Source organism: Pseudomonas fakonensis (genome assembly GCF_019139895.1).
GTDB lineage: Bacteria > Pseudomonadota > Gammaproteobacteria > Pseudomonadales > Pseudomonadaceae > Aquipseudomonas > Aquipseudomonas fakonensis.
In genome coordinates this window covers 1,154,410-1,176,064 of the sequence record NZ_CP077076.1, presented here as the reverse complement: position 1 = coordinate 1,176,064, position 21,655 = coordinate 1,154,410, and the positions used below count along the sequence as shown (strand labels likewise).

The 21,655-nt window shown below is 64.7% G+C and carries 19 protein-coding genes; 10 read left to right on the top strand and 9 right to left on the bottom strand.

Going from position 1 to position 21,655, the window contains the following annotated elements:
- Complete coding sequence (locus KSS94_RS05380; protein ID WP_217842003.1) at positions 1 to 873, top strand: LysR substrate-binding domain-containing protein; 873 nt, start codon at positions 1 to 3, stop codon at positions 871 to 873.
- A gap of 105 nt (positions 874 to 978) precedes the next feature.
- On the opposite strand, the gene KSS94_RS05375 is transcribed toward KSS94_RS05380, so the two are convergent.
- Positions 979 to 1,593, bottom strand: coding sequence for an NAD(P)-dependent oxidoreductase (locus KSS94_RS05375; RefSeq protein ID WP_217842002.1), 615 nt, complete (start codon positions 1,591 to 1,593; stop codon positions 979 to 981).
- A gap of 28 nt (positions 1,594 to 1,621) precedes the next feature.
- Entirely contained in the window at positions 1,622 to 2,497 is an 876-nt protein-coding gene (locus KSS94_RS05370; protein ID WP_217842001.1) for an MBL fold metallo-hydrolase, read from the bottom strand.
- A gap of 104 nt (positions 2,498 to 2,601) precedes the next feature.
- Here KSS94_RS05370 and KSS94_RS05365 point away from each other — a divergent pair, with 104 nt between their 5' ends.
- Positions 2,602 to 3,513 carry a LysR family transcriptional regulator gene (locus KSS94_RS05365; RefSeq protein WP_217842000.1) on the top strand — a complete coding sequence of 304 codons (912 nt, stop codon included), beginning with the start codon at positions 2,602 to 2,604 and terminating at the stop codon, positions 3,511 to 3,513.
- Between the two features lie 149 nt (positions 3,514 to 3,662).
- On the top strand, positions 3,663 to 3,836 hold the full coding sequence (locus tag KSS94_RS05360; RefSeq protein WP_217841999.1) for a hypothetical protein: 174 nt from the start codon (positions 3,663 to 3,665) through the stop codon (positions 3,834 to 3,836).
- Positions 3,837 to 3,845: 9 nt separating this feature from the next.
- On the opposite strand, the gene KSS94_RS05355 is transcribed toward KSS94_RS05360, so the two are convergent.
- Entirely contained in the window at positions 3,846 to 4,715 is an 870-nt protein-coding gene (locus KSS94_RS05355; protein WP_217841998.1) for an isocitrate lyase/PEP mutase family protein, read from the bottom strand.
- A gap of 455 nt (positions 4,716 to 5,170) precedes the next feature.
- Between KSS94_RS05355 and KSS94_RS05350 the strand changes: the two genes are divergently transcribed.
- Positions 5,171 to 6,622 (top strand): MDR family MFS transporter, encoded by a 1,452-nt coding sequence (locus KSS94_RS05350; protein WP_217841997.1) that lies wholly within the window; start codon positions 5,171 to 5,173, stop codon positions 6,620 to 6,622.
- A 171-nt stretch (positions 6,623 to 6,793) separates the two neighbouring features.
- On the opposite strand, the gene ttgR is transcribed toward KSS94_RS05350, so the two are convergent.
- Positions 6,794 to 7,426, bottom strand: a complete 633-nt coding sequence (gene ttgR / locus KSS94_RS05345; protein WP_217841996.1) for a TetR family transcriptional regulator — start codon at positions 7,424 to 7,426, stop codon at positions 6,794 to 6,796.
- Positions 7,427 to 7,686: 260 nt separating this feature from the next.
- Between ttgR and ttgA the strand changes: the two genes are divergently transcribed.
- The 5 genes from ttgA to KSS94_RS05320 all read left to right on the top strand — a co-directional run bounded on the left by ttgA (position 7,687) and on the right by KSS94_RS05320 (position 16,336).
- Complete coding sequence (gene ttgA / locus KSS94_RS05340; protein ID WP_217841995.1) at positions 7,687 to 8,841, top strand: efflux RND transporter periplasmic adaptor subunit; 1,155 nt, start codon at positions 7,687 to 7,689, stop codon at positions 8,839 to 8,841.
- Between the two features lie 3 nt (positions 8,842 to 8,844).
- Entirely contained in the window at positions 8,845 to 11,997 is a 3,153-nt protein-coding gene (gene ttgB, locus KSS94_RS05335) for a multidrug efflux RND transporter permease subunit TtgB (protein WP_217841994.1), read from the top strand.
- On the top strand, positions 11,994 to 13,436 hold the full coding sequence (locus KSS94_RS05330) for an AdeC/AdeK/OprM family multidrug efflux complex outer membrane factor (protein ID WP_217841993.1): 1,443 nt from the start codon (positions 11,994 to 11,996) through the stop codon (positions 13,434 to 13,436). Before ttgB ends, KSS94_RS05330 begins: the two co-directional genes overlap by 4 nt.
- Positions 13,437 to 13,814: 378 nt before the next feature.
- Complete coding sequence (locus KSS94_RS05325) at positions 13,815 to 15,068, top strand: OprD family porin (protein WP_217841992.1); 1,254 nt, start codon at positions 13,815 to 13,817, stop codon at positions 15,066 to 15,068.
- Positions 15,069 to 15,340: 272 nt separating this feature from the next.
- Positions 15,341 to 16,336 (top strand): LysR family transcriptional regulator, encoded by a 996-nt coding sequence (locus KSS94_RS05320; protein ID WP_217841991.1) that lies wholly within the window; start codon positions 15,341 to 15,343, stop codon positions 16,334 to 16,336.
- Here KSS94_RS05320 and KSS94_RS05315 read toward each other — a convergent pair.
- The gene (locus KSS94_RS05315; RefSeq protein WP_217841990.1) at positions 16,224 to 16,910 is read right to left on the bottom strand and encodes a Crp/Fnr family transcriptional regulator; all 687 of its coding nucleotides are present in this window, start codon (positions 16,908 to 16,910) and stop codon (positions 16,224 to 16,226) included. The genes KSS94_RS05320 and KSS94_RS05315 overlap by 113 nt on opposite strands.
- A 90-nt stretch (positions 16,911 to 17,000) precedes the next feature.
- Between KSS94_RS05315 and KSS94_RS05310 the strand changes: the two genes are divergently transcribed.
- Positions 17,001 to 17,525, top strand: a complete 525-nt coding sequence (locus KSS94_RS05310) for an Mpo1 family 2-hydroxy fatty acid dioxygenase (RefSeq protein WP_217841989.1) — start codon at positions 17,001 to 17,003, stop codon at positions 17,523 to 17,525.
- Between the two features lie 109 nt (positions 17,526 to 17,634).
- On the opposite strand, the gene pcaC is transcribed toward KSS94_RS05310, so the two are convergent.
- From pcaC to KSS94_RS05290, 4 genes are read right to left on the bottom strand one after another with little or no spacing between them, the layout of a single operon-like run.
- Positions 17,635 to 18,027: a 4-carboxymuconolactone decarboxylase gene (pcaC, locus tag KSS94_RS05305; RefSeq protein WP_010952489.1), complete on the bottom strand. Its 393-nt coding sequence runs from the start codon at positions 18,025 to 18,027 to the stop codon at positions 17,635 to 17,637.
- A gap of 11 nt (positions 18,028 to 18,038) precedes the next feature.
- Positions 18,039 to 18,830, bottom strand: a complete 792-nt coding sequence (gene pcaD / locus KSS94_RS05300) for a 3-oxoadipate enol-lactonase (protein WP_217841988.1) — start codon at positions 18,828 to 18,830, stop codon at positions 18,039 to 18,041.
- Between the two features lie 11 nt (positions 18,831 to 18,841).
- On the bottom strand, positions 18,842 to 20,194 hold the full coding sequence (locus tag KSS94_RS05295) for a 3-carboxy-cis,cis-muconate cycloisomerase (RefSeq protein ID WP_217841987.1): 1,353 nt from the start codon (positions 20,192 to 20,194) through the stop codon (positions 18,842 to 18,844).
- Between the two features lie 9 nt (positions 20,195 to 20,203).
- The gene (locus KSS94_RS05290; protein ID WP_217841986.1) at positions 20,204 to 21,493 is read right to left on the bottom strand and encodes an MFS family transporter; all 1,290 of its coding nucleotides are present in this window, start codon (positions 21,491 to 21,493) and stop codon (positions 20,204 to 20,206) included.
- Between the last annotated feature and the right edge of the window lie 162 nt (positions 21,494 to 21,655).

Here is a 21,655-nt window from a genome sequence, read left to right as displayed (position 1 = left end):
ATGAACCGCCTGCCGCCCTTGCCCGCCCTGCACACCTTCCTGGTCACCGCCCGGCATTGCAACTTCACCCGGGCAGCCCAGCAGCTGCATATCACCCAAGGCGCCGTCAGCCGGCAGATTGCAGGGCTTGAGGAACACCTGGGCTACCCGCTGTTCCTGCGTCAGGCGCGGGGGCTTGCGCTTACCCGCGAAGGCCAGGATTGGCTGCCGCGGGTGCAGCAGGTGTTCGCCCTGATCGAACAGGGCGTGCGCGAAGTGGGCGGGCGCAGCGCCGCCTTGCAGCTCAAGGCCCCCACCTGCGTGATGCGCTGGCTGTTGCCGCGGTTGATGGAGTGGCAGGCGCTGCGCCCGGACATACCGGTGGAGCTGACCACCACGGTGCAGCACGGGGTGGATTTTCGCCATGAAGGCTTCGATGCCGCAGTGGTGTATGGCGCCGCGCCCAACCATGGCTTGCAGGTGCGCAAGCTGTTCGACGAGCAACTGACCCCGGTGTGCGCCCCTTCCCTGCTTGCAGGCAAACTGCCCCTGCAGCAGTTGCAGGACCTGGCGCGGCACATGCTGCTGCACCCATCCCGCGACGAGCATGATTGGCGTTTGTGGTTGCAGGCAGCGGGGGCCGGCTTCGAGCCCCAGGGGCCGAGGCAGCATTTCGAGACTCTGGACATGGCCATGGCCATGGCCTCCCAAGGTACCGGCGTGGCCATCGGCGACTGGGCGCTGATCGGCGATGACCTGCGCAGTGGCCGCTTGTGCATGCCGTTCCGGCTGAAGGTAATGACCGGCAAAGGCTATTACCTGGTGAGCCCGGGCAAGGCCATGCCGGCGGGCCTCGGGGAGTTGCTGGACTGGCTGCAAGACCAGGCCCTGTAGGAGCCGGCTTGCCGGCGATGAGGCCGGGCCTGGCAGCGAAAATGTGCGCCATGGCCACTGGCCCTATCGCCGGCAAGCCGGCTCCTACAGTGGATTGCTGATGCCTCAGTAGCCCACGGTGAACCGCGCCCGCGAATGCGCCGGCTTTTCCAGCTCGTCGAGCATGGCGATGGCATAGTCGGCAAAGGTGATCCAGCTCTTGCCGTCGGCACCGATCAACAGGTGGTCCTTGCCCAAGGTGTAGCGCCCGCTGCGCTCACCTTCGACGAACTCCGCCGACGGCGACAGGAAGGTCCAATCCAGGGTCGGCTCCTGGCGCAACGCCTCGAGAAACTTCACCCCCGCGCTAGCCTCGGCCTTGTAGGCCTCGGGGAAGTCCGGGCTGTCGATCACCCGGTGGCCCGACGGCAACAGCAGGCTGCCCGCTCCGCCCACCACCAGCAGGCGTTTCACCCCGGCGCGTTTGACCGGCTCGATGATCGCCTGCGGTGCAAGGGTGGAAAAATGCGCAGCGCTCAGCACCGCATCAACGCCTGCCACGGCAGCTTGCAGGGCGGCGCTGTCCTTGGCGTCCAGGGCTTTGACAGTCACGCCTTCACGCCCTTGCAGTGGCGCGGGATCGCGGGCAATGGCGACCACGCTGTGGCCACGGCGCAGGGCCTCTTCCAGCAGTTGGCTGCCGGCACGCCCGGTGGCGCCGACGATTGCGATCTTGCTCATGGAAAACACTCCAGTCAGGTTAAAGGGGTTACCACTTCATTTCGCCCTTGGCGACCTTGGCTCCCAGTTCCAGCGAGCTTTCATCGGCAAGGTTGGGGTAGCGCTGCTTCATCGCCTGCACCAGCGCAGCAGCATTGCTGGCCTTGGCGGCTTCGGCATCGAAATCACGAATGTAGCCTGCGGTAAAACGCACCGCCTGCAACGAGCGGCTGCTGTCGCCCAGGTAGTGCCCAGGGATCACCGTACGCGGGGCCAGGTGCTCGATACGCTCCAGCGTGCCCAGCCAATCGGCATGGGACTTGGCGCTTTGGGTGTCGGCCATCCACACGTGGATATGCTCGGACACCACCACGCCACCGACCACCGCCTTGATCGATGGAACCCACACAAAACTGCGGTCTGGCTGCGGGCCGTCCAGGCCGATCACTTCAAGGGCCTGGCCTTCCAGCTTCAGGCGGCTACCTTCAAGCACCTGCGGCAGCACCAGTTTGGCTGGTTTGTCAGCGCCCATCCGCGGGCCCCAATAGGCGAGCTTGGCGTCCATGGTCTTGCGAATGTGCGCAACGGTGGCGGCCGAGGCCACTATCCGGGCCTTGGGGAACGCCTGGGTCAGGGTGTCGAGCCCGAAGTAGTAATCCGGGTCGCCATGGCTGATGTAGATGGTAGTCAGTTGCTTACCCGAGGCCCGCAGGCGCTCGACCACCTGCGCAGCCTGGGCCTTGCCGAACTGGGCATCGATCAGGATGGCATCATGCTTGCCGCTGACGATCACCGAGCTGACCGGGAAAATGGCTGCATCGCCCGGGTTGTACACATCGAGGGCCAGGGGTTCGGCGGCCAGTGCCGGGCCTGCCAGGGTGACGCAGGCCAGCAACAGGCTGCGCAAGGGCGTGAACAAGGACATCGGTGAATCCTGCGATGAAGGAAGATACGGCACAGCTTAGTTGCCCGATCCGATACAAAAAATGCGATGCTTCAACATAGTTTGTTTCTGAAATCGGGCAAATCATGGACCGTCTCAACGCCATGCGCGTGTTCGTCACCGTCGTCGACCTGGGCAGCCAGTCTGCCGCCGCGGATCATCTGGAGCTTTCCAGGCCCGTGGTCTCACGCTACCTGGCGGAGCTTGAAGAGTGGGTGGGTGCGCGCCTGATGCAACGCACCACGCGCAAGCTCAGCCTTACCGCCGCAGGCAGTGAGACGCTACCGCGCTGCCGGCAGATGCTGGAGCTGGCCGGCGACCTGCAGGAGGCCGTGCGCCAACCCGACGACGCCCCGCGCGGCGAACTGCGCATCAGCGTCAGCACCTCGTTTGGCCAGGCTCAGTTAGTGGATGCACTGGCCGCTTATGTGAAGCGCTACCCGGGGGTGAAGGTGGAGCTACAGATGCTCGACCGCACCGTCAACCTGGTGGACGAGCGCATCGACCTGGCCATCCGCACCAGCAACGACGTCGACCCCAACCTGATCGCCCGGCGCCTGTGCGTATGCCGCTCGGTGATCTGCGCAAGCCCCGCCTACCTGAATGAACATGGCACGCCGCAACGGGTAGAAGAACTGAGCCTGCACAACTGCCTGACCCACGCCTACTTCGGCCACAGCCTGTGGCACTTCGAAGTGAATGGGGACGAGCTGGCGGTGCCGGTGCAGGGCAACCTCAGCGCCAACGAGGCCCTGACTTTGCAAAAAGCGGCGCTGGCCGGGGTAGGTATCGCCATGCTGCCCAGCTACCAGGCGGCGGTGGCCATTCGCGACGGTGATCTGGTGCGCCTGCTGCCTGAAGCCAAGCCCAGGGAGCTGATGCTGAACGCCGTTTACACCTCGCGCAAACATATGCCGGCGACCTTGCGCAGCATGGTGGACTTTCTTGCAGAGCGGTTCGCCGGGGAGCCGGAGTGGGATCGGGGGTTGCTGGTGTAGCTGAGGGCCCTATCGCCGGCAAGCCGGCTCCTACAAAGGAATGCGGTCGCCTGTAGGAGCCGGCTTGCCGGCGATGATGGCCGTGCAGTTCTGCCAGGCGGGCCTATGCTTGAACGTATCACCTGTTGCAGCAACAGGAGGTCCGTACCATGAGCATCAAGTCCAGGCGTTGCGCCCTTGTCTTCGCCCTTGTCGCCGTCGCCGGCCTGTATGGCTCGGCCTGCTGGCGGGTCGAACTGCTTCGCAGCCAACCCAACAGCGCCGCCAGTTGCGCGCAGGAGCACTGCGTGCCCCACACTGCCACCTTGAGCGCCGTCAGGTAACCTGCGCGGTTACTCCTCGACGCTCATGTATTCCTTGGCCCAGCGGATGTAATCCTCCGGTTGGGTGTAGGTATGCGAGAGCTCGGTAGCGCTGAGGTTTTCCGACTTGTTCTGCTGGCCGCGCTGCAGGCGCAGGCAGTCGTAGGTGGCCTTGATCGCGGCAAAATACGCAGCGTGGCCATCGACCACGATGCGCACGCCCAGGCGCGCCAGGCGCTCGTCATCGCGCAGGTTGGGGTTGGCGTAGGTGACCAGCATCAACGGCACGCTCAGGTGTTCGGCTATCTGCTCCAACTGCTCGAAGTCCTTCACCCCCACCATGCAGATACCATCGGCACCGGCCTTCTGGTAGCTCTGGGTGCGCACGATGATCTCTTCGGTGCTCAGCACCCCGGCGTTGGTCCGGGCGATGATCGCCAGGGCCGAGTCGACCCGGGCTTCGAGCGCCGCGCGGATCTTGCCCACGCCTTCTTCAACCGAAATCAGGTCGGTGGACTTGCGGCCGAACTGGGCCGGCAGCAGGGTATCTTCGATGGTCAGCGCAGCCACGCCGGCGCGCTCCAGCTCGATCACAGTGCGCATCACGTTCAGCGCGTTGCCGTAGCCATGGTCGGCATCGGCCAGCACCGGCAGTTGGGCAACGCGGCCGATGCGGGTGGCCTGCTCGACGAACTCGCTGAGGGTGATCAGCGCAAAGTCGGGGGCGGCCAGCACCTGCAACGAGGCGACTGAGCCGCCGAGAATACCGACTTCAAAGCCCAGGTCCGAGGCGATGCGCGCGGACATGGGGTCGAACACCGACGCGGTGTGATAGCACGAACCTGAGGCAAGCAGCTCGCGGAAGGCAAAACGAAGATCGTGGTGGGAAGCCTTGGGCATGATCACTCCGCTTGTAATAAGAAATGTTGAACGGCTGACAACCGACCCCTGTATCGGGTCCACCTGAGTGTTACAACCGTCGCCATCAGGGCGGTCATGCTCGACATGCAGGTAGAGGAATAAAAGGTGTGGACATACAGCGACCCGAAACCCTGCGGCAAATTGTTGCACCAAGCTGGTGCAGACCACGGGTTTCAGCCTCTGCAGCCTTCGCACGATATCACGCGGCCATGCAGCTAATGGTGAATGTGCTAATGCCGATCTTGCATAGGCGATGCACATAGTACATAGGAAGCTACCTAACTCAGGTTACAATCCGCCCATTGCAAACCAGTTGATCGCAGGGCTTGACCACGCCCGCAAGCCAAAGTCTTGTGCTGGCTGTACGGCTCCTAAAGGCCCCCTGTTAAACGGCGCTTCGACTTGCCCCGCGATCACCACAAAGAAGGTACCCCGTGACCGCCGCCCTGCCCCCCACCGTCCTGCGCAGCGTCCTGACCGCCCTGATGCTGGCGATCTTCCTCGGCGCCCTCGACCAGACCATCGTCGCCGTGTCGATGCCGGCCATCTCTGCCCAATTCAACGATGTCGGCCTGCTGGCCTGGGTCATATCCGGCTACATGGTGGCCATGACCATCGCCGTGCCGATCTACGGCAAGCTGGGCGACCTGTACGGGCGCCGGCGCATGATCCTCACCGGCACTGCGCTGTTCACCCTGGCCTCGGTGGCCTGCGCCCTGGCCCAGGACATGCCGCAACTGGTGCTGGCGCGGGTGCTGCAGGGCATCGGTGCCGGCGGCATGGTGTCGGTCAGCCAGGCGATCATCGGCGACTTCGTGCCACCGCGCGAACGCGGCCGCTATCAGGGCTATTTCAGCAGCATGTATGCCCTGGCCAGTGTCGCCGGGCCGGTACTGGGTGGCTGGCTGACCGAGTACCTGTCGTGGCGCTGGGTGTTCTGGATCAACCTGCCGCTGGGGCTGGTGGCGCTGTGGGTGATCCACCGGGCACTGGACGGGCTGGTGGTGAGCCGGCGCCAGGCGCAGGTGGATTACCTCGGCGCGGTACTGATGATCATCGGCCTGGGCAGCTTGCTGCTGGGCATCACCCTGGTGGGCCAGGGGCACGCCTGGCTGTCGCAGCCGGTGCTGCTGCTGATGGCTTGCGCGCTGCTCGGGCTGCTGGTGTTCGTCGCCCACGAGCGCCGCTGCCATGAGCCGCTGCTGCCCATGAGCCTGTTCGGCAACCGGGTGGCGGTGCTGTGCTGGTGCGTGATCTTCTTCGCAAGCTTTCAGTCCATCTCGCTGACCATGCTCATGCCGCTGCGCTACCAGGGCATCACTGGCGCCGGCGCCGACAGCGCGGCGCTGCACCTGCTGCCGCTGGCCATGGGCCTGCCGTTGGGCGCCTTCACCGGCGGACGCATGACCAGCCGCACCGGGCGCTACAAGCCGCAGATACTTGCAGGCGCCGTGCTGATGCCGCTGGCCATCGCGGCCATGGCCGTGACCCCACCGCAAGCGGGGCTGCTCAGTGCGCTGTTCATGCTGCTGACCGGCATCGCCTGCGGGCTGCAGTTCCCCACCTCGCTGGTGGGCACCCAAAGCGCGGTGCAAGCAAAGGATATCGGCGTGGCCACCAGCACCACCAACCTGTTCCGCTCGCTGGGCGGGGCAATGGGGGTGGCCTGCATGTCCAGCCTGCTGCTGGCATTTCTGCAAATGGGCGGGTTCGAGATGCTCGGCAACCCGTTGCTGGGCAGCCTCAAAGCCGGCGAAGCGGACCTCGTGACCCAGGCGCGCTTGCTGGAGACCTTCAGGCACCTGTTGCTGGGCAGTGCCGGGGTGGCGGTGCTGGGGTTGCTGGCGGCGCTGGCGTTGCCAGACAGGCAACTGCGCGGGCGCTGAGAATGCGGGGCGCCTTTTGCAGGTGCCCGCTTCCCACACAGACCGCCTGGCCTTCAAACCAGCACCTTGACTGCAGGCGCCGGCTTGCCGGCGATGAGGCCGGTACAGAAGGTTGTTAATCCCCGCTTAATAACCAGTGGGCAACACTTCCTCACAATCCTTCACAAAGTGTCATTTGCGCAGCCCGGGGCTCAAGCGCAGCATATCCAGCCCGGTGTCGACCCACTTCTCGGCATCGCGCAGCAAATCGAAACTGTCCGGCAGCAGCAACCAGCGCCCGATCAGGCCGTCGACGTAGGCGAACATCGCCACCGCGGCCCGCTCGCAATCGAGGTCTGCCGGCAACTGTTCGCGGCGCACAGCGTTGGTCAGGGCCAGGGCGATGCCCTCGTGGCAATCCAGCACAGCGCTCTGGCGCTGCTGGCGAATCTCACACATGTCATCGGTGAACTCGCACTTGTGATGCAGGATTTCATTGATACGCCGGGTCCGGGCGTCGAGCACCAGCTCGTTGAACACTTGCAGCAGCAGCTTGCGCATGCAGCCGAGCGGGTCCAGTTCGTCTTCGCTTTCACTGGCCCGCGCCAGGTGGTCATGGGTTTCGTGCAGGCTGTCGAGCAGCGCCTGCACCAGGTCCGCCTTGTTGCTGAAGTGCCAGTAGATCGCGCCGCGAGTCACCCCCGCGAGCTCGGCGATATCGGCCAGGGTGGTACGCGCAACCCCACGTTTATAGAAGGCCCTTTCCGCAGCCTCGATGATCTGGGCGCGGGTTTCCTGGGCTTCTTCTTTGGTTCGACGGACCATGGCAGCACAACCTCATCAGGCCGCCCGGCGCTTATCACGGGCGGGCGGATTTCAGGCCGGGGGCGCCTCTTTCAGGGCATCTCCCGGTAACAATTGATTACTAAGAGGCGGTCTTCCCGGACCCGCCTGCGGTATTTACAAACAACCATGAATGTAAGTATATTCCTTAGCAAGCTATTTATCCACTCGATAGCATTCTTCTGACCAAACACTTCCACTATATTCTTGAGCTCCCCCGCTCCAGCGACCCGAGGATCCTCATGCAATTCAAGCCAGCTGTTACCGCTCTGGTTTCCGCCGTCGCCCTGGCAACTCTGCTCAGCGGCTGTAAGAAAGAAGAAGCCCCGCCTGCAGCGCAGGCTCCTCAGGTCGGCGTCGTCACCCTGCAACCGCAAGCCTTCACCCTGACCTCGGAACTGCCGGGGCGCACCACCGCCTACCGCGTGGCCGAGGTTCGCCCGCAGGTCAACGGCATCATTCTCAAGCGCCTGTTCAAAGAGGGCACCGAGGTCAAGGAAGGGCAGCAGCTCTACCAGATCGACCCGGCCGTCTACGAGGCAACGCTGGCCAACGCCCAGGCCAACCTGCAGGCGACCCGCTCGCTGGCCGAACGCTACAAGCAACTGATCGACGAGCAAGCCGTCTCCAAGCAGGAGTACGACGATGCCAACGCCAAACGATTGCAGGCTGAAGCTTCGCTCAAGAGCGCCCAGATCGACCTGCGCTACACCAAGGTGCTGGCCCCGATCAGCGGCCGCATCGGCCGTTCCTCGTTCACCGAGGGCGCCCTGGTGAGCAACGGCCAGACCAACGCCATGGCCACCATCCAGCAGCTCGACCCGATCTACGTCGATGTCACCCAGTCCACCGCAGAACTGCTCAAGCTGCGCCGTGACCTGGAAAGCGGCCAACTGCAAAAAGCTGGCGACAACGCAGCGCAAGTGCAACTGGTGCTGGAAGACGGCAGCCTGTTCAAGCAGCAGGGCCGCCTGGAGTTCTCCGAAGTGGCGGTGGACGAAACCACCGGTTCCGTCACCCTGCGCGCGATCTTCCCCAACCCCGACCACACCCTGCTGCCAGGCATGTTCGTCCACGCCCGCCTGAAAGCCGGTGTCAACGCCAACGCCATCCTGGCCCCGCAACAGGGCGTTACCCGCGACCTCAAAGGCGCGCCGACCGCCCTGGTGGTCAACAAGGATAACAAGGTCGAACTGCGCCAGCTCAAGGCCAGCCGTACCCTGGGCAGCGACTGGCTGATCGAGGAAGGCCTGAACCCAGGTGACCGCCTGATCACCGAAGGCCTGCAGTACGTGCGCCCGGGCGCCGAGGTCAAGGTCAGCGAAGCCACCAACGTCAAGAAGCCGGGCAGCCCTGATCAGGCCAGCGCAGCGAAAGCAGACGCCAAAGCGGAGTAAACCATGTCGAAGTTCTTTATCGATCGCCCGATCTTCGCCTGGGTGATCGCACTGGTGATCATGCTGGTCGGCGCCTTGTCGATCCTGAAGCTGCCGATCAACCAGTACCCCAGCATCGCGCCGCCGGCCATCGCCATTGCCGTGACCTACCCGGGCGCCTCGGCGCAAACCGTGCAGGACACCGTGGTGCAGGTCATCGAGCAGCAGCTCAACGGTATCGACAACCTGCGTTACGTGTCGTCCGAGAGCAACTCCGACGGCAGCATGACCATCACCGCCACCTTCGAGCAGGGTACCAACGCCGACACCGCCCAGGTGCAGGTGCAGAACAAGCTCAACCTGGCCACCCCGCTGCTGCCGCAAGAAGTGCAGCAGCAGGGTATCCGCGTGACCAAGGCAGTGAAGAACTTCCTGCTGGTGATCGGCCTGGTGTCCGAAGACGGCAGCATGACCAAGGACGACCTGGCCAACTACATCGTCTCCAACATGCAGGACCCGATCTCGCGTACTGCGGGCGTGGGTGACTTCCAGGTGTTCGGTGCCCAGTACGCCATGCGTATCTGGCTGGATCCGGCCAAGCTCAACAAGTTCCAGCTGACCCCGGTTGACGTAAAAACCGCCGTGGCCGCGCAGAACGTGCAGGTGTCTTCCGGCCAGCTCGGCGGCCTGCCCGCCATGCCCGGCACCCAGCTCAACGCAACCATCATCGGCAAGACCCGCCTGCAGACCGCCGAGCAGTTCCAGAAGATCCTGCTCAAGGTCAACAGCGACGGCTCCCAGGTACGCCTGGGCGACGTGGCACAGGTTGGCCTGGGCGGCGAGAACTACGCCATCAGCGCCCAGTTCAACGGCAAGCCGGCCTCCGGCCTTGCGGTAAAACTGGCCACCGGCGCCAACGCCCTGGACACCGCCAAGGCCCTGCGCAAGACCATCAGCGACCTGGAACCGTTCTTCCCGCCAGGGGTGAAAGCGGTATTCCCGTATGACACCACCCCAGTGGTCACCGAATCGATCAGCGGGGTAATCCACACCCTGATCGAAGCCGTGGTACTGGTGTTCCTGGTGATGTACCTGTTCCTGCAGAACTTCCGCGCCACCATCATCACCACCATGACCGTACCGGTGGTATTGCTGGGGACCTTCGGCATCCTTGCCGCCGCAGGCTTCAGCATCAATACCCTGACCATGTTCGCCATGGTGCTGGCCATCGGCTTGCTGGTGGACGATGCCATCGTCGTGGTGGAGAACGTCGAGCGGGTGATGTCCGAAGAGGGGCTACCGCCCAAGGAGGCCACCAAGCGCTCCATGGGGCAGATCCAGGGGGCCCTGGTGGGTATCGCCCTGGTGCTTTCGGCGGTACTGCTGCCGATGGCCTTCTTCGGTGGCTCCACCGGTGTGATCTACCGCCAGTTCTCGATCACCATCGTCTCGGCCATGGGCCTGTCGGTACTGGTCGCGCTGATCTTCACCCCGGCGCTGTGCGCCACCATGCTCAAGCCGTTGAAAAAGGGCGAGCACCATGTGGCCAAGCGCGGCTTCTTCGGCTGGTTCAACCGCAACTTCGACAAGAGCGTGCAAGGTTACGAGCGCAGCGTCGGCACCATCTTGCGCAACAAGGTGCCGTTCCTGCTGGCCTACGCACTGATCGTGGTCGGCATGATCTGGCTGTTCGCCCGCATCCCCACCGCGTTCCTGCCTGAAGAAGACCAGGGCGTACTGTTCGCCCAGGTGCAGACCCCGGCCGGTTCCAGTGCCGAACGCACCCAGGTGGTGGTCGACCAGATGCGCGAGTATCTGCTCAAGGAAGAATCCGACACCGTGTCGTCGGTGTTCACCGTCAACGGTTTCAACTTCGCCGGTCGCGGGCAGAGCTCGGGTATGGCCTTCATCATGCTCAAGCCGTGGGGTGAACGCTCCAAGGAGAACAGCGTGTTCGCCCTGGCGCAGCGCGCCCAGCAGCACTTCTTCACCTTCCGCGACGCCATGGTGTTCGCCTTCGCCCCGCCTGCGGTACTGGAGCTGGGTAACGCCACCGGCTTCGACGTGTTCCTGCAGGACCGTGGCGGTGTCGGCCACGCCAAGCTGATGGAAGCGCGCAACCAGTTCCTTGGGCTTGCCGCACAAAGCAAGATCCTCAGCGCCGTGCGCCCGAACGGCCTGAACGATGAGCCGCAGTACCAGCTGACCATCGATGACGAACGTGCCAGCGCTCTGGGCGTGACCATCGCCGACATCAACAACACCCTGTCGATCGCCCTGGGTGCCAGCTACGTCAACGACTTCATCGACCGTGGCCGGGTCAAGAAGGTGTACATCCAGGGGCAACCCAACTCGCGGATGAGCCCTGAAGACCTGCAGAAGTGGTACGTGCGCAATGGCGCCGGCGAAATGGTGCCGTTCTCCTCGTTCGCCAAGGGTGAATGGACTTACGGCTCGCCAAAGCTTTCGCGCTACAACGGCGTAGAGGCGATGGAAATCCTCGGTGCGCCAGCCCCGGGCTACAGTACCGGTGAAGCCATGGCCGAGGTCGAGCGTATCGTCGGCGAACTGCCTGCGGGCATCGGCTACTCCTGGACCGGCATGTCCTACGAGGAAAAACTCTCCGGCTCGCAAATGCCGGCGCTGTTCGCCCTCTCGGTACTGTTCGTGTTCCTGTGCCTGGCAGCGCTGTACGAAAGCTGGTCGATCCCGATCGCGGTCGTGCTGGTAGTACCGCTGGGTATCATCGGTGCACTGCTCGCCACCAGCCTGCGCGGGCTGTCCAACGACGTGTACTTCCTGGTCGGCTTGCTCACCACCATCGGTTTGGCGGCGAAAAACGCCATCCTGATCGTCGAGTTCGCCAAAGAGCTGCACGAGCAGGGCCGCAGCCTGTACGACGCGGCCATCGAGGCCTGCCGCATGCGTCTGCGCCCGATCATCATGACCTCCCTGGCGTTCATCCTCGGCGTGGTACCGTTGACCATCGCCAGCGGCGCCGGTGCCGGCAGCCAGCACGCCATTGGTACCGGCGTGATCGGCGGCATGATCAGCGCCACCGTACTTGCCATCTTCTGGGTACCGCTGTTCTTCGTCGCCGTGTCGTCGCTGTTCGGCAGCAAAGAGCACGAACCGAAAGAAACTCCTGAAACTCCACGTTATGAGGCTGGGCAATGACCAAGTCTTTGTTGTCCCTGGCGGTTACCGCCTTCATTCTCGGCGGTTGCTCGCTGATCCCCGACTACCAGGCGCCTGAAGCGCCGGTGGCTGCGCAGTGGCCCCAGGGCCCTGCGTACTCGCCGACCGAGTCGGCCAACGTCGCCGCCGCCGAGCAGGGCTGGCGCCAGTTCTTCCACGACCCGGCGCTGCAGCAACTGATCCAGAGCTCGCTGGAGAACAACCGCGACCTGCGCGTGGCAGCGTTGAACATCGACGCCTACCGCGCCCAGTACCGCATCCAGCGCGCCGACCTGTACCCGGCGGTTTCGGCCACCGGCAGCGGCAGCCGCCAGCGGGTGCCGGCCGACCTGTCGCAAACCGGCGAAGCCAACATCACCAGCCAGTACTCGGCCACCCTGGGCGTCAGCGCCTATGAGCTGGACCTGTTCGGCCGGGTGCGCAGCCTCAGCCAGCAAGCCCTGGAAACCTACCTGTCCAGCGAGCAGGCGCGTCGCTCCACGCAAATCAGCCTGGTGGCCAGCGTGGCCAACGCCTACTACACCTGGCAGGCCGACCAGGCGCTGCTGAAGCTGACCGAAGAAACGCTGAAAACCTACGAAGAAAGCTACAACCTCACCCGCCGCAGCAACGAGGTGGGTGTGGCGTCGGCCCTGGACCTGAGCCAGGCGCGCACTGCAGTAGAAGGCGCGCGGGTCAAGCTGTCGCAGTACCAGCGCCTGGTCGCCCAGGACCTGAACAGCCTGACCGTGCTGGTGGGTACCGGTGTCGGCAACCTGCCGGCACCGCTCAAGCTCGACGCTGACCAACTGGCCGAAGTGCCGGCGGGCCTGCCGTCCGAGCTGCTGCAACGCCGCCCGGACATCCAGGAAGCCGAGCACCTGCTCAAGGCCGCCAACGCCAATATCGGCGCCGCCCGCGCAGCGTTCTTCCCAAGCATCAGCCTGACCGCCAATGCCGGCACCTTGAGCCCGACCATGGGCGGGCTGTTCAAGGGCGGTTCGGGCACCTGGCTGTTCCAACCGCAGATCAACCTGCCGATCTTCAACGCCGGCAGCCTGAAGGCCAGCCTGGACTACTCGAAAATCCAGAAGGACATCAACGTCGCCAAGTACGAAAAGACCATCCAGACCGCCTTCCAGGAAGTCGCCGATGGCCTGGCCGCACGCAAGACGTTCGAAGAGCAGTTGCAGGCCCAGCGTGACCTGGTGGCCGCCAACCAGGACTACTACCGCCTGGCCGAGCGCCGCTACCGCATCGGTATCGACAGCAACCTGACCTTCCTCGACGCCCAGCGCAACCTGTTCAGCGCCCAGCAGTCGCTGATCAGCGACCGCCTGTCGCAACTGGTCAGCGAGGTCAACCTGTACAAGGCCCTCGGCGGTGGCTGGTACGAGCAGACCCAGCAGCAGGCGTCGATCGAACAACCCAAGGGCTGATCGAACGAACGCCAGCAACAAGCCCACCCTCGCGGTGGGCTTTTTTGTGGCCAGCGAACTCCGCCCCCTGTAGGAGCGGCCTTGTGTCGCGAAAGGGCCGCAAAGCGGCCCCGGCAATTCGGTATGAATACTCAGATCTTGGGGCTGCTGAGCAGCCCTTTCGCGACACAAGGCCGCTCCTACAAAGCTAGATGCCAGGCCTCAGAACATTGCGTTCGATAATCGCCCCATTCCGCTTGCGACGAATTGCCTCGCCCCCGCCCTGCCCCGCACCATCGCCCACGCAACGTTGCACAAGTTCTCACAAAAAGCGCCCTGCCCCTGCGGCCCGCACCCGCAGCGCACCGGCTCGCCCAATAAAAACAAGAGTCCACACCCATGAGCACTTTGCATCCCGCACGCCAGCTGCTGCCCGGCCTGTTGGCCATGTCCTGCGCCCTGCCCGCCCTGGCCGCCGAAAGCGGTTTCTTCGAGGACGCCAAGGCCAGCATCAACCTGCGCAACTTCTACATCAACCGCAACTTCGTCGACCCGGCCAACCCCCAGGGCAAGGCCGAAGAGTGGACCCAAAGCTTCATCCTCGACGCCCGCTCCGGCTTCACCCAGGGCACCGTCGGCTTTGGCGTGGATGTACTGGGCCTGTACTCGGTCAAGCTCGACGGCGGCAAAGGCACGGCCGGCACCCACCTGCTGCCGGTACACGACGACGGCCGCCCGGCCGACGACTTCGGCCGCCTGGGCGTAGCCCTCAAGGCGCGCCTGTCGCAAACCGAACTGAAAGTCGGCGAATGGATGCCGGTGCTGCCCATCCTGCGTTCGGACGATGGCCGCTCGCTGCCGCAGACCTTCCGCGGTGGCCAGCTCACCTCCAAGGAAATCGACGGCCTGACCGTGTATGCCGGCCAGTTCCGCGGCAACAGCCCGCGCAACGACGCCAGCATGGAAGACATGTTCATGCAGGGCCGCGCTGGCATTACTTCCGACCGCTTCAACTTCGCCGGCGGCGAATACACCTTCAACGACAAGCGCACCATGCTCGGCCTGTGGGATGCGCAACTCAAAGACATCTACCGCCAGCAGTACCTCAACCTGGTGCACAGCCAGCCGCTCGGCGACTGGACCCTGGGCGCCAACCTGGGCTACTTCATCGGCAAGGAAGACGGCAGCGAACGCGCAGGCGAGCTGGACAACCGCACCGCCTCGGCCATGCTCTCGGCACGCTACCAGGGCCACACCTTCTACGTGGGTTTGCAGAAGGTCAGCGGCGATGACGCCTGGATGCGGGTCAACGGCACCAGCGGCGGCACCCTGGCCAACGACAGCTACAACGCCAGCTTCGACAACGCCAAGGAGCGTTCCTGGCAGATCCGGCATGACTTCAACTTCGTCACCGTCGGCATTCCCGGGCTGACCCTGATGAACCGCTACATCAAGGGCGACAACGTGCACACCAGCGCGGTGAACGATGGCAAGGAATGGGCGCGGGAGACCGAGCTTGCCTACGTGGTGCAGTCGGGGACTTTCAAAGACCTGTCGCTGAAGTGGCGTAACTCCACCATGCGCCGGGACTTCAGCACCAATGCCTTCGATGAAAATCGGGTGATCGTGAGTTATCCGCTGAACCTGCTCTAGCAGGCCCGGCCTCTTCGCGGGCAAGCCCGCTCCCACAGGGACCTCATGCCATTCAGGCCTGTGCCGTACCTGTAGGAGCCGGCTTGCCGGCGATAGGGCCAATACAGGCAATCGAGATGCTGCGGCCTGCACCGACCTCATCGCCGGCAAGCCGGCTCCTACAAAGACCAGCTATATAAATCAAAATGGAATATACAAATCAAATAACATTCTTTGACGCTATATGTGACAAAAGCTAAAACCGAGCCCTGCCCCCGCACCAGAGCCCGAGCATGGACCTCCGCCAACTGCGCTACTTCATCGCCCTCACCGAATACCGCAGTTTCGTCCGCGCCGCCGAAGCCATGGGCATCACCCAGCCGGCCTTCAGCCGCGCCATCCAGAACCTCGAACAGGCCTTCGGCTGCACTCTGGTCGACCGTGCCAACAAGGCCCTGCCGCCCACCCCCGAAGGCCAGGTGGTGCTGCAACACGCCCGCCGCCTGGTACAAGGCGCCGCCCAGTTGAACAACGAAGTGCTGCAGATGACCAAGCTCGACGCCGGCGAACTGCACTTCGGCAGCGGCCCGGCCCTGGCCGTGCGCCTGGTGCCCGAAGCCCTGCAACGCTTCATCGCCAGCCACCCCGGCATCCGCACCGCGCTGCGGGTGGACAACGCCGAGCAACTGGGCCAGGCCCTGCGCCGCGAGCAGATCGAATTTTTCGTCGACGACATCCGCCCGTTCGAGGCCGACCCGAACTTTCACACCGAGCCGCTCAACCCGCGCCCGGGGCTGTTCTTCTGCCGCCCCGGCCACCCGCTGCTGGCCAAGGACAGCCTGTCGACCAACGACCTGTTCAGCTACCCGCTGGCCTGCGCCCTGCTCGCCCCCGGCGTGCGCAAGCGCCTGGCCAACCTCAGCGGGCGCAGCGACTTCACCCCGCACCTGCAAACCGAACACCTGGCGGTGCTGCGCAGCGTGGTGCTGGCCAGCGATGCCATCGGCAGCGCCAGCGAGGAAGCGGTGGCCGAAGACCTGGCCGCCGGCCAGCTGGTGCGCCTGCACTGGCGCAACCTGCCGCCGGGGCTGGAGGTGCTGAGCGTGCGTTGCGGCATCGTCAGCCGCAGCGGCTACCGGCTATCCCCGGCAGCGCGGGCGATGATCGACACCCTGGTCAACCTGGATGCTGCGCCAGCGCCCGCAAACGCTGCGCATCGACAATCTCCACCTCGCCATAGCCCAGGCGCACCACGCCGGCCTGCTCGAGGTTCTTCAAGATCTGGTTGATGGTCTGGCGCGACAGCGACAGCATCAGCGCCAACTGCTCTTGCGACAGCTGCAAACGCCACTGGGCGACATCGCGCTCGCCGTAGCCGTCGGCGATCTGCAACAACCGGTGCGCCACCCGGGGGGCTGCGGCCAGCAGGCTTTGCTGCTCCAGGGCAACGAACACCCAGCGCAGCTTGTGGCTCATCAACAAGGCCAGCTCGCGCCAGTATTGCGGCTGTTGCTCCAGCCACTGCAGCAGCGCCGCCTGGGGGATCCATACCAACCGTGTAGGCCCCTCGGCAAACGCATCGTGGGTGCGCGGCTGGCCATCGAACAGGCTGATCTCGCCGAACCAGTGCGGCGCCTCCACCAAAGTCAGCAACGCCTCCTTGCCCTCGCTGCTGACCGCACCCACGCGCATCGCCCCCTCGAGCACCGCATACAACCCGCAGGGCGCATCACCACGCTGAAACAGGCACTGCCCGGCCACCAGTTCGCGCACCCGGGCCAAAGCCAGCAGGCTATCCTGAACCGCATCGGGCAATTGCCGGAACCACTGGCCGTGCAGCAGTTGGGGACGCAGGTCGAGCATGGCACCTCGCTTACGCACTCTGTCGCCCAGGCGACAGACCGCAACGAATGGACGGGGCAAGCTGGGCCTACCCCTGATGGAGGAACAACAATGAAAAACCTCGTCGAACACCTGAGTCAATACGCCACCTACCACCGCGACCCACGCAACATCGCCACGCATTTTGTCGGCATTCCGCTGATCGTGCTGGCGGTGAGCATCCTGCTGTCACGCCCCGGCTGGGAGCTGGCGGGTATCTGGCTGTCGCCGGCGCTGCTGCTGGCGGGCTGGTCGGTGTGGTTCTACCTGCGCCTGGACACCCGCTTCGGGCTGGTCATGGGGCTGCTGCTGGGCCTGTGCCTGTGGGCCGGGCAGGCGCTGGCGGTGCAAGGCACCGGGCTGTGGCTGAGTGCCGGTCTGGGGGCGTTCGTGGTGGGCTGGATCATCCAGTTCGTCGGCCACTGGTACGAAGGGCGCAAGCCGGCGTTCGTCGACGATGTCAGCGGGCTGATCGTCGGGCCGCTGTTCGTGGTGGCGGAGCTGGCGTTCATGCTCGGGCTGTGCGGCGAGCTGAAAAAGGCTGTGGAGGCCAATGCCGGGCCGGTGGCGCTGCGCGAGCGCAAGGCCAACGCATAACCCCTGTAGGAGCCGGCTTGCCGGCGATAAGGCCCGGGCTGGCAACTGCATTGCCTGATCTGGCCTCATCGCCGGCAAGCCGGCTCCTACAGGAGAATCGAACAGCCGGTTACTGTCGCGACTCAACCCCCAGCTCGTCCCACACCGACTCGGCCAGGTGGAAGGTGGCGTTGGCCGCCGGAATGCCGCAATAGATCGCGCTCTGCATCAGCACTTCCTTGATCTCGTCACGGGTCACGCCGTTGTTGGCCGCCGCGCGCAGGTGCAGCTTGAGCTCATCATTGCGGTTCATGCCGATCAGCATGGCGATGGTGATCAGGCTGCGGGTGTGCCGGGGCAGGCCCGGGCGGGTCCAGATATCACCCCAGGCGTGCCGGGTGATCATCTCCTGGAACTCGCCGTTGAAATCGTTGAGCTTCTCCAGGCTGCGGTCCACGTGGGCATCGCCGAGCACCGCGCGGCGTACCTGCATGCCGGCGTCGTAACGTTGTTTCTCATCCATGGGCAGGTTCCTCAGCGGGCCAGCAAAAAGTCGAGCACACGGCTGGTGAAGGCCGCACCGATTTCGACGTTGGACAGGTGCGCCGCCGGGAATTCGGCATAGGTCGCGTTGATGATGCGGCTTTGCATGAAGCGGCCATGCTCGGGGGTGGTGACCACATCCGCGGTACCGGCGACGATCAGCGTCGGCACCTGGATGCTTGCCAACTGCTCGCGGTAGTCGGCATCACGCACCGCCGCGCAGTTGGCGGCGTAACCTTCAGGGCGGGTTTGCGCCAGCATCTGGCAGATGCGCTGGGCTTCGGCGGGTTGGGCCTGGGCGAAGGCTGGGGTAAACCAGCGGGCGATGGAGGCATCACGCAAATCCGCCATGGCCTGCTGGCCACCCTTTAGCACGGTGTCGATGCGGGTGTTCCACACCTCATCGTTGGCAATCTTGGCGGCGGTGTTGCACAGGGTCAGGCTGTGCAGCCGGTGGCCGGCATTGATGCCCAGCCATTGGCCGATCAGGCCGCCCATGGACAGGCCGACAAAGTGCGCGTGTTCGATATCCAGGGCATCGAGCAGCGCCAGCACGTCCTGGCCCAGCTGTTCGATGCGGTACGGGCCAGCGGTGACCAGCGAGGCGCCATGGCCGCGGGTGTCGTAGCGCAGTACGCGAAAGTGCTCGCTCCAGGCCGGGACTTGCGCATCCCACATGCCCAGGTCGGTGCCCAGGGAGTTGGACAGCACCAGCACGGGTGCATCGGCCGGGCCATCGAGTTGGTAGTTCAATACGCCATCGGCCAGTTGCAAGTGCGCCACAGCGGTCTCCTTCAAGCAGTGAAACGTTGATGTTCAGCCACGGCGCGCGCCACCCAGACGCGGGCCTGGCCGAGGTAATGGGCAGGGTCGAGCAGGCGGTCGAGTTCTTCGCCGGTCAGTTCGGCACTGACCTGCGGCTCGTCCCCCAGCACCGCGCGCAGGTGGCGTTGTTCGGCCACCGCGCGCTGGCAGCATTGCTCGAGCAAATGGTGGGCGCGATCTCGGCCCAGGCGCTGGGCCAGCACGATGCTCACCGCTTCCGCCAGCACCAGGCCCTGGGTCAGGTCGAGGTTGCGGCGCATGCGTTCGGCATCCACCTGCATGCCATCGGCGATCAGTTGTGCCTGGTGCAGCGCACCCGAAACCAGGCAGCAGATCTCCGGCAGGGTTTCCCACTCGGCGTGCCACAGGCCCAGGCTGCGTTCGTGCTCCTGGGGCATGGCGGCAAACAGCGTCGACACCAGCCCCGGCACACGGGTGGCGGCGCCGATCAGCACCGCCGCGCCCACCGGGTTGCGCTTGTGCGGCATGGTCGAGGAGCCACCCTTGCCCGGCGCCGACGGCTCGAACAGCTCAGCGGCTTCGGTCTGCATCAGCAGGCTGACATCGCGACCGAACTTGCCCAGGCTGCCGGCGACCATGCCCAGCACCGAGGCGAATTCCACCAGGCGGTCACGCTGGGTGTGCCAGGGCTGCTCGGGCAGGCTCAGTTTGAGTTGTTCGGCCAGCGCCTCGGCCACCGGCAGCGCCTTGCTGCCCAGGGCCGCCAGGCTGCCCGAAGCACCGCCGAACTGCAGCACCAGCAGCCGTGGGCGCAGCTCTTTCAGGCGTTCGCGGTGGCGGGTCAGCGCGCCGAGCATGCCGGCCAGCTTCATGCCCAGGGTCACCGGGGTTGCATGCTGCAACCAGGTGCGCCCCACCATTGGCGTGTCGGCATGCTGCAGGGCCTGGCGGGCCAGGCTGTCGGCCAACTTGCCGAGGGCACCTTCGATCAGCCCCAGGGCATCGCGCAGTTGCAGCACCAACCCGGTGTCCATGGCGTCCTGGCTGGTGGCGCCCAGGTGCACGTAGCGCTCGGCCTCGGGCACACCGCTGGCAATCACCATGCCCAGCGCCTTGACCAGCGGGATCGCCGAGTTGCCGGCCGTGGCGATGGCCGTGGCCAGGGCGCCGGCGTCATAACGTTCGGCCTTGCAGGCCGCCTCGATGGCCGCCACCGCGCTATGCGGCACCAGCCCGGCAGCGGCCTCGGCGCGGGCCAGGGCTGCTTCGAAGTCGAGCATGCCCTGCAACCGGCCGCGGTCGCAGAACACCTCGCGCATGGCGGGCGCGGTGAAGTAGGCGTCGAACAGTTGGTTGCTCATGCAACGTCCTTAATGGTCATGGTGCAGGTACTCGGCCTGTTTCGGCAGGCGCAGGCTGAACAGGAAGGCAATCGCCATCATCGCCGTCACGTACCAGTAGAAGGTGTTCTCCATACCCAGGGTCTTCAGGCCCAGGGCCACGTACTCGGCCGAACCGCCAAAGGCCGCGTTGGCCACCGCGTAGGCCAGGCCCACGCCCAGCGCGCGCACCTGCGGCGGGAACATCTCGGCCTTCACCAGGCCGCTGATCGAGGTGTAGAAACTGACGATGCACAGCGCCAGGCTCACCAGCACGAAGGCCATGAACGGGCTGGTCACGGTTTTCAGCGCCATCAGCAGCGGCACGGTGAACAGCGTACCCAGGGCGCCGAACAACAGCATCGAGTTACGCCGGCCAATGCGGTCGGAGAGCATGCCGAACACCGGCTGCAGAATCATGAACAGGAACAGCGCCCCGGTCATCACGAAACTGGCGCTCTTGGCGTTCATGCCGGCAGTGTTCACCAGGTACTTCTGCATGTAGGTGGTGAAGGTGTAGAAAATCAGCGAACCGCCGGCGGTGTAGCCCAGCACGGTGATGAACGCCGCAGCGTGGTTGCGGAACAGCCCCTTGATGCTGCCGGCGTCCTTGTCCTTGCGGGTTTCGGCGCTGCTGGTCTCGTGCAGCGAACGGCGCAGCATCAGCGAAATCAACGCGGCGATGGCGCCGACCACGAACGGAATGCGCCAACCCCAGGCGCGCAGTTCGTCTTCAGTCAGCAACTGCTGCAGGATCACCACCACCAGCACCGCCAGCAACTGGCCGCCGATCAGGGTCACGTACTGGAACGAGGCAAAGAAGCCGCGCTGGCCACGCAGGGCCACCTCGCTCATGTAGGTGGCGGTGGTGCCGTACTCTCCACCCACCGACAGGCCCTGGATCAGCCGCGCCAGCAACAGCAGCGCCGGGGCCAGGGTGCCGATGCTCGAGTAAGTCGGCAGGCAGGCGATCATCAGCGAGCCGAAACACATCATCAGCACCGAGATCATCAGCGAGTTCTTGCGCCCGTGGCGGTCGGCCAGGCGGCCGAAGATCCAGCCGCCGATCGGGCGCATCAGAAAGCCTGCGGCGAATACACCGGCGGTGTTGAGCAACTGCACGGTGGGGTCGTCGGAGGGGAAGAACGCCGGGGCGAAGTAGATGGCGCAGAAGGCATAGACGTAGAAGTCGAACCATTCCACCAGGTTGCCCGATGAGGCACCGACGATGGCGAAGATGCGTTTGCTGCGTTCTTCGCCGGTGTAATAGCTGGAAGTCATGGTGGGTTTGCTCCTGGAGGGTCCTAGGTAAGTCTAGACATACCTAGTAACACACTCGTTCCGCTTGGGGGGCTGGCCTGTAGGAGCTAGCTTGCCAGCGATGAGGCCGGCAGCCCCGGCACATTCAGGCAGGCCGGGCCCTATCGCCGGCAAGCCGGCTCC